The sequence below is a fragment of the Methylobacterium nigriterrae genome (assembly GCF_037106235.1).
GTDB classification, from domain to species: domain Bacteria; phylum Pseudomonadota; class Alphaproteobacteria; order Rhizobiales; family Beijerinckiaceae; genus Methylobacterium; species Methylobacterium nigriterrae.
Window position 1 is genome coordinate 1 of sequence record NZ_JBAWTG010000174.1, and the last position, 7,808, is coordinate 7,808.

At 59.9% G+C, this 7,808-nt stretch carries 5 protein-coding genes and 1 pseudogene; 2 read left to right on the top strand and 4 right to left on the bottom strand.

Going from position 1 to position 7,808, the window contains the following annotated elements; genetic code table 11:
* Nucleotides 1-355: 355 nt before the first annotated feature.
* The 3 genes from WDW90_RS32970 to WDW90_RS32980 form a co-directional block, all read right to left on the bottom strand.
* On the bottom strand, nt 356-727 hold the full coding sequence (locus tag WDW90_RS32970) for a hypothetical protein (protein WP_336491861.1): 372 nt from the start codon (nt 725-727) through the stop codon (nt 356-358).
* A gap of 566 nt (nt 728-1,293) precedes the next feature.
* Nucleotides 1,294-1,638, bottom strand: coding sequence for a hypothetical protein (locus tag WDW90_RS32975; RefSeq protein WP_336491862.1), 345 nt, complete (start codon nt 1,636-1,638; stop codon nt 1,294-1,296).
* Between the two features lie 1,540 nt (nt 1,639-3,178).
* Nucleotides 3,179-3,955: a CatB-related O-acetyltransferase gene (locus WDW90_RS32980; protein WP_336491864.1), complete on the bottom strand. Its 777-nt coding sequence runs from the start codon at nt 3,953-3,955 to the stop codon at nt 3,179-3,181.
* Nucleotides 3,956-4,761: 806 nt separating this feature from the next.
* On the opposite strand from WDW90_RS32980, the gene WDW90_RS32985 reads away from it, so the two are divergent.
* Complete coding sequence (locus WDW90_RS32985) at nt 4,762-4,965, top strand: hypothetical protein (protein WP_336491866.1); 204 nt, start codon at nt 4,762-4,764, stop codon at nt 4,963-4,965.
* A gap of 1,273 nt (nt 4,966-6,238) precedes the next feature.
* Here the strand turns inward: WDW90_RS32985 and WDW90_RS40990 are convergent.
* The gene (locus WDW90_RS40990) at nt 6,239-6,604 is read right to left on the bottom strand and encodes a low affinity iron permease family protein (protein WP_431311177.1); all 366 of its coding nucleotides are present in this window, start codon (nt 6,602-6,604) and stop codon (nt 6,239-6,241) included.
* Nucleotides 6,605-7,167: 563 nt separating this feature from the next.
* On the opposite strand from WDW90_RS40990, the pseudogene WDW90_RS32995 reads away from it, so the two are divergent.
* A pseudogene (locus WDW90_RS32995) lies at nt 7,168-7,710 on the top strand (MFS transporter); the annotation flags it as partial.
* Nucleotides 7,711-7,808: the final 98 nt, after the last annotated feature.

Genomic DNA, 7,808 nt, shown 5'->3' on the forward strand with positions numbered 1-7,808 from the left:
GACGCCCTGATGGCACGAGGAGCGTCCGTGCAATGGGTCTGATCGTGATCGCCGAGACAGCGGCTGGCAACGGATTGCTGCGCAGACCAAGGCCCGCTTCCCATCCTGAACCGCCACAAGGCGGCTACCGCGTTCCAATAAGGCTTACTCTACCGGACCTTGGCAGGGGCGCGGCGCTGCTCGCTGGATGGGCGTTATGGCGTCATCTGGCCAGCGGGCTCATCGAGATACGCTCTACGATCCCTCTCACCCAGCCTGGTCCAGAATACCGGTCAGGTCAACGTGAGGTTGGACAAAGGACGTCGAGCGAGAGGCCGCGCGTAGAGCCCGGCCTCCTACTCGGTATGCTCTTCGGTTACGGCTTCGATGGCGCGTTCCCCGATCCCGTGTTCGCGCTTCCTGTCACCGGGAGCGAGCGCGCTTTGTCGAGCAGGGTGGTGGCAGCATCCACGCAGTCCTTCAACGTTTCACGTGGACCGCATCTGACATTAATCTTCGCATCGCCGATCTTCATGTGAAAGGAGGAGCCTCCCCTCGGCGCGTCATCCGCATAGCCGTGCCGATAGCCGCGCTCTCGATCCTCATTGGGGTGGTATCGCATATCATCTTTTCTGCTGTCGCCACGGTCGTATGATCCACCTCTGTCATCATCCCGAGATGAGCTTTGAGCGAGCACCGGCAGGGGCAGCAAAACAAGGCAAGCTGCAGTGATAAGAGCCTTGCTCATTTGGGTTCTCCGCAAATTGGGCCTTGGAAATTCTTGTGAGTTATCGGCAGTTTTCGCGATACCGGCGGCAGTTGCCTGCCCCCTGCTCGCCCAGCTCATCTTTGTGGAGGCAGGCCTGACGCAGTTCCCGGCACATGTCGCGAGAGGGGCGGCGTCGCTCACATGTTTCGCGGTATCGCCGGCAATTGCCTTCGCCCCGTTCCCCTAAGGCATCCTTGTTCTCGCACGCACGCCGGAGCTGCTCACATTGACCGCCGCGACCGCCCCCGAAGCGAACACCGCCCGGCCCGATCTCAATTCCCTGCGAGAAGGCTGACATCGGTGACATGAAGAGTGCCGCTGCTGCAGCAATGCCGAGTGCATACGAGCGCATGACGTCGCCTCCTGTTTTGTGAAGGACGCAACAAGGGGCTTACGGAAAGGGTTCCGGCGCGTGCTCCTGGAGGCTGCCCACTCCCGCCGGCTTGGGCGTCAGTGATTGTACTGGGTCGCGCCTCTCGTGGTGGAAGAGGAGTTTCCGGAAACTTCAAAGTGGGCTGAAATTCGGTTCCATAAACCCGCAGGCATCAAACCCGCTTGAGCAGCTGCACCTTCCGGCTGGCATTACCGTAGTCCGCCCACAAGCGATCGCAGGTCGGCTGAGGAGCCCGACGCAGCTGATCAAGAGTGTTGGCAATGTCCTGCTTGAGCCGCCTTGAGCGCTTCTTCATGAAGAAGTCCGCGTGGGTCATCGCGTGCTCATGCGCGAAGCCTCTGAACCGTTCGACGTCGATTTTGAGCCCAGCACAATGGCGGCCTGCTAGGTCGGCTTCGATGCCGGCCACCAAGACAGGGCTATCCTCCTGATGAATTTCCCGTCGCGCTTCTGCCCAGGTGCCGACTGCCACCCAGGCAAGGCCAGCCAGCCACATCCGATATACCACCTGCCGCTCCTATGACCGTGTCGCTTTCCTGAGGCGCCTAATAAGGGTGCGTCGGCGCATCCAGTTCCGGGTCTGCCGTTCCACCGGAGTGCGCGAGGGTTGCCATTACGCGGCCGTGCCCTCCACTGTTAGAAAAACGACCGTTTTCCTGCCATCGGCGAGGAGCGTCTCGCGAGCCCTCCCAAACGGCCCCGTTTGTGTCAGGAAACCGTGACTGGAAAACTACTGACAGGAAAACGTGGCTGAGCCACTATCCTGACATGCTCGTCGGCTGCGCCCGTGTCTCCACCCAGGACCAGAACCTCGACCTCCAGCGCGCGACGCGCTGAGACAGCATGAGCCCTGCGCTGAACGCGTGGCCGTTCCGGTAGGCTCTTTGACGGGCCACACGCCCGCGTTCCAAATCACAGCCCAGATCGGTGAGGATCCTGCGCATAGCAGCGGCAGAGGTAAGCATGTGCGCGGCCTGGTTGGGACAGCTCTGAGCGCCAGTGCGGCCAGGGTCGTTGAGGAGCCCTGCCAACCCAATGGAGCTGATCGCATAGTGGAACAGGATGCTGCCTGGCCGAGGGAAACCAGCCTGATGTCAGGTTCGACCAGCTACCACATCGAGTGCTCGCTTCCCGAGACGGTGAATGGCGGCTTGAAGCCGGGAGCGCAACGGCGCTCGCTGAGCCAAGGTCGGAACAGCCCCCTCTGGCGGCATATCGTGAAACGACCATGTGATCCCCTTGCGAACGACCCTTGCAGGCACTCCGACTGCAACACAACCGCTTGGGATTGGTCTTGTAACAACCGACCTCGCCCCTATCACCGCACTTTTCCCGATCTTAGCACCAGGATTGATCAATGTGTCTAGGCCGAGCCAGACATGGTCTCCAATCTCGACAGCGCTGCCGAACTTGTTAACCCGCTTTTGTGTAGTCTCGTCTAAGACGGCATGCATATCATCTGTATGAATTTTGATGTTGTCAGCCCACAAATTGTCATGCCCGACATAGATCAGCCCGCCGTTGCGAGCATTTAAGTGCGCAGCATTGATGGAAGAGAGGGTCCCAGCTAAAGCCACGGTCGACCTTTCCCCGCAGAAGATGTGCGCATTGGGAAGGTTACACGCTGCTCCAAGAAAGACGGCCGGGGCATCCCCCCACGTTAGGATCTGGATTGGGAGGGTGCAGCCGGGGCCTACAATCACGACGGCATCTCGGGGAGGCTCGATACCTGGATGACAGGAAAGCGGAATTGTGAGGTTTGCCGGTGCGTACAAGGCATTCCCTCGCTCGCACCACCAGTCAGGCACACAATCGGTTCGAAGCGCGATGCCGTCCGGAAGAGTGAGTGAAGCGGCAGCGGATGGTGCCCTCTGACGTAGACGCACCAAAATTGCCTCGAAGGCGGAGCCTATATCTTTCATGGTGCCATAAACAGGCTGCATCTCCGATTTTCAAGCCCTCTGTGCGCCTTTTGGTCAAGGAAAGGCAATCAAAGCGATGGGTAAACGTGCCTCCTTTGGTCGAAGATAAAAACGCTATGGTGAAACTGAAGTCATTTTTAGCAGGTCAGCCATGGTCAGCCATCCAGGTTTGTAAGGTTGTAGGCCGTGTTCTTCTAGAATTTTTATCTGTTCAATCGCCTTGATAGGGTCAAATAAGTTGATTTTGTTTAGAGATGGGAAGTCGAAGCGCCACCATTCAATTTTCTGCAGTTGATCTATGACATCTTCCTTAAAACGATACCGTACAATTCTTCCAGGATTCCCGACGACAACTGCATAAGCAGGAACATCCTTCGTCACAACCGTTGCGGACCCGATGATCGCTCCGTTACCTATCTTTATGCCGCCTCGTATAAATGCATTAGAGCCAATCCAAACATCATGACCGATGTCAATTCGATTCACGGCATAGAATGGTCTGAAATCAAATTTTTTCCCAACCCGCTCCATGTATTCACTGAATATTGGAAATCCATGGTAGTACTGGAAAGCAGAAGTGCTTAGCCAATTCGTCGGATGCTCTGGCATCATCGACATCACATTGCCTGCTATGGAGCAGTACCGACCAACACTGCTGAAGAGACAGTCTGAATGATTATAGCTAAAGGCGCCATATTTCGTCGGAAGCCAGCCTCTTCCAATAGTAGAGACCAAAACTGGAGGCTCAAAAGATGCTGCGAGTGGAACCTGGTGCGAGCCATTTGGCATGTCTAATATAATACCGAGCGATCTAAAGCGGATTTTTCGTTCATCATCAAGCTCAAGGAGAGCAGTTGCGTGGCTGACTTGTTCTCCATCGTGATCAAACATCGCTTTATGCTTAGCTCTGACAATCGAGAGTTGCGCACGAAAAGGATGGAAGAGAGATGCAAACGCTCTGATCAACCTGAACTCTCTACCTTAGACGCGGGCCCGCCGCTTCCCAGAAGCTCCTAGGACGCAGCGCTGGCCGAGTTAAGCAATAACGTCACTGCCGTCCGAAAGGCTGCGGCTGACGCAATCGATGCTATCGACGCATAATCGTTTGAACCGCTGCGCTCCATAACACCCAATCGGCGATGAGGCTTCGTGGGTTGGACGTTGTGGAGTGCCTCACGATGCCGACGAGTGGTGCCGCGCGATCGTGTCCAGAATGACCCGCCGATGTATGCGCCACAACCCGAGTGAAGCCTCAAGCGCCTGAAGTGGGTTCCTGGCTTCGAGCGAGCCCGACTCGGGTGCTACTCTACCCCAACCGGATTTTGGACCGGCCGTCGGAGAGCGCCGCGATAGCTTGCGTGCTCGTCAGCGAGCATCGAGTGAATGCGAAGCAAAGCTCTGCTCTTCAACAGCTCTCGATCTGCTGCGACACCAGAGGTATGGCATTTTGCCTGCGGCTGGCCATATAGCGTGCCATAGCGAAAGCTTGGTGCAGGTGAGATCACTCGCCTGGTGCACAAGAACACACATGTCAGCCGATCGTGATGCTAACCGAGACACCATCCAGCCGCTCCTCCACGGCGGCCACCCCGCCCCCTGTCCCCAACACCGCAGTCGTCTCTGACTTGCCGCTTCTGGCCGCCGGCACGGCGAGCGCAGTTCCTATTCGGCTGCCTCTCAAGCACGAGTTGCAGGCCATGTCGTTTGAGGAGCGTGTGAACGCTCTGATGGTCTGCGCCGATCATCACCTCGAGCAGATGGACTTGCTGGAGGATCCTGAACGCTCGGAGCCTCTGTCACCCTGGGATCGCCGGCAGCTCACCAGCCATCGAGGCAGCCTGCGTCGGGTGCTGGAACGTGCGGCTGAGTTCGGCATCAAGATTGGCATCGTCGAGGAGTAATCGCGGTCAACATGGCGGCGGTGCCCGAACTGCGGAAGGCGCTGCGGGATCAGGATGACGGCGCAGATCGTTGACGCTCGTCCGCTGAACAGATGCCGGCCGAAGCTGCCTTCCCGGCAGGAGCGTAGACATGGGCCTTGTGTTCGCCTTGTTCCTCATCGGCGCGCCGCTGGTCCTGGCCGTGCTGGAAATCTTGCGAATGAGGAGTACGCGCCCGCTCTAATCCAGCCTGCACGAGGTTCGCAGGCGGTGGGCGTGCCACCGGCCGGCGCCTGCCACCCTGGTGCTTGCAGGGCGCACGACGATGCCGCGCCTCAGGGCAGGGGCTGGCAATCGTCCGCGCGAACCCGTGCGCGGGGCAGGGCCGCCGACGCACTTGTCCTGATTGGCCCTCGAGGAGGCGCACGCCGGCGGCTGCCACCCTGACAGCACACAGGGCGCGACGATGCTGCGTCCTGCGGCCCGGGCCGGCAATCGTAGGGATCGAACGCGGCGGTGGCACCGACCGCGACACGCTCTGTGAGGGGTGCGCAGCGCGTGCGGCCGGTGCCTGCACCTCGTGCGTCGCGGAGCGCACAAGGATGCTGCACCTCACGGCAGAGGCCAGCAAGCGCTTGGAGGAGGTAGTCCCGGCACCGCCAAGATGGCCAAGCCCTGCCTTACGGACAAGCTTGCGCGTTCTCGCGCTCCCAGGCCGCGATCAGGGCTTTCAGCTCTGCCTGCCCTGCCCGCCGCGCTTCCTCGAACGTCGGGTAGGTGTGGAGGGAGTGATGCTTTGGCCCTCCCATCCGGCCGATTGTGTAGGTGAACCGGCCGGGCATGTGCCGGATCGGCCTGACATCGAGCACGAACGGGTGCGCGCGAGACGCCATAAGTTTCATGTGGGGGTGAAGCTGGCGAGGCTGCCAGATGCCTTCCTGTCGCATCACGAAACAGGCCCGCGCTGAGGCGACCCTGTCCGGCAACCAGAACCGTGGAACTGTGCAGCGCGGCGTAAGTTGGTGCACTGCAGCATGGCGATGGTGTCGCTGTGCTGCTTCCTGTCCCTCTCGGGATGGGCGTTTCCTCCCTAGACTTGGGCCGTCCTCAAGGGCGGCCCTCTTTCTGCCCAGCAGTTGCTCAGCGATCCCTCGCTTGAGCGCACAGGAACCGTGCCGTCCAGCGACAAGCCCCTAATCTGCCTCTTCGCCCAGCTCGCGCCACGCGTTGGGCTCGCCATAAGCACCTTCAAGTGTGATCCTCCAGTCTGCTGGGTCTCTTACCGTATCGCAGCTCACGCATCTTGCCTGCTCTGATCGAACCGGGGCTGCTCTTGTCCGCGCGTCTTGATCAGCTCAAGCTCCTCAACACTACGCTCTTCGATCCCGACCAAGCGATCGTCCGCGTGCTCGACTGCGCGGATAAGCTCGTCAAGCTTGATTTGTATCGCGGCAGTATCTTTCGCGCCGGCCACGAGAATGATGCCGGCCAGGAGTATGGCGGCTATGGACAAGAACAGGTTGAAAACGAGCGCCCAATGATCGTTGAAGCTGAGGATAGCGCCTGCCCCGAGCCCGACAGCGATGGTGAAGCACGTCGCCAAGAAGCCGACCGGTTTTGAGAGCCAGACGGCAAGGCCAGCGATTGGACGTTCAAGCATCGGGCCTCAGCCTCCAGAACCTCACCAACTTGGATGATTGGCCAGGTGGTTTCACGCGTCGGAGAGCGAACCTGACTCGGCTTGCACCTGTTCCGGGGAAGGGGATCGGCGGTCTGCTCGGTAGTGGAGACACGTGCGTAGAGGATCGTCTGCATGGGCTCAGCCTGTCCGCTGAGGTGCTGTCCGCGGACAAGCGTGTCCGTTGATTAAAATCAATCCTAGCGGATAGGCTTTCGAACGCCCCTGGCGCTGTCCGTTGAGATATACCCCAGCGGACAAACCGAGCCATGCACCAGCGGCATGATCGTCTTAGCGGGGGCTTAGAGGCTCGCCAAGTCGCGTTCCAAATCGCGAGGGCACTCACCTGGAACAAGGTCTCGGTGGGGCGAGCCGGTCCATGTGGGCAGGCCCTATTGGAGCAGCTGGTAACAAATTCGCGAACGCACGGAACAACCCAGCAAAGAGCTGCATCTCAGGCGAACAGGAACAACCTGCATGCAGACATTGAAGCAGAGTTCAGGTCCACTCGTCCGCCACGCGTCGGATAGTTGGAGGCAATGGCGATGAGCACCGGCGCTAATTCTCGTCCATCCTCTTCGCATCGGACGACGCAAGCTCCCTCTCAACGCGCTCTTCGAGGACTCGATGCGCTGAACTTCTGCCTCGCCGACGTGCGCGATGGCCTGGGGCCCTATCTCGCCATCTACCTGCTCGCCGTGCGCGGGCCCAGTCAGGGCTGGAACGAGGCAACCATTGGCCTCGTCATGACGATCGCAGGCATCGCGGGCATCGTCGCGCAAACGCCGGCTGGGGCGCTCATCGACCGCACCCACCATAAGCGTGCCGTCGTCATCGGCGCCGCGCTCGCCGTGACGCTGAGCTGTCTGGTTCTGCCCTGGATCTCCAGTTTCTATCTCGTTGCCGGCACGCAGGCCCTGGCTCACGTCGCGGGGGCGATCTTCCCGCCCGCACTGACCGGCATCACCCTTGGCGTGGTCGGCCCGAGGCTCTTCACCCGGCGTATCGGCCGCAATGAGAGCTTCAACCATGCCGGCAATGCTGTGTCGGCTATGCTGGCGGCCGGGCTGGCCTACCTGTTCGAACCCTAGTTGTCTGGTGGTGGAACGTTGTTGGGATCAGGTGCGTTGGGCAATCGAGGAGCATGCCTGGCGCTTTGACGGCGTCCGTCGCCGCGTCTCCCGCC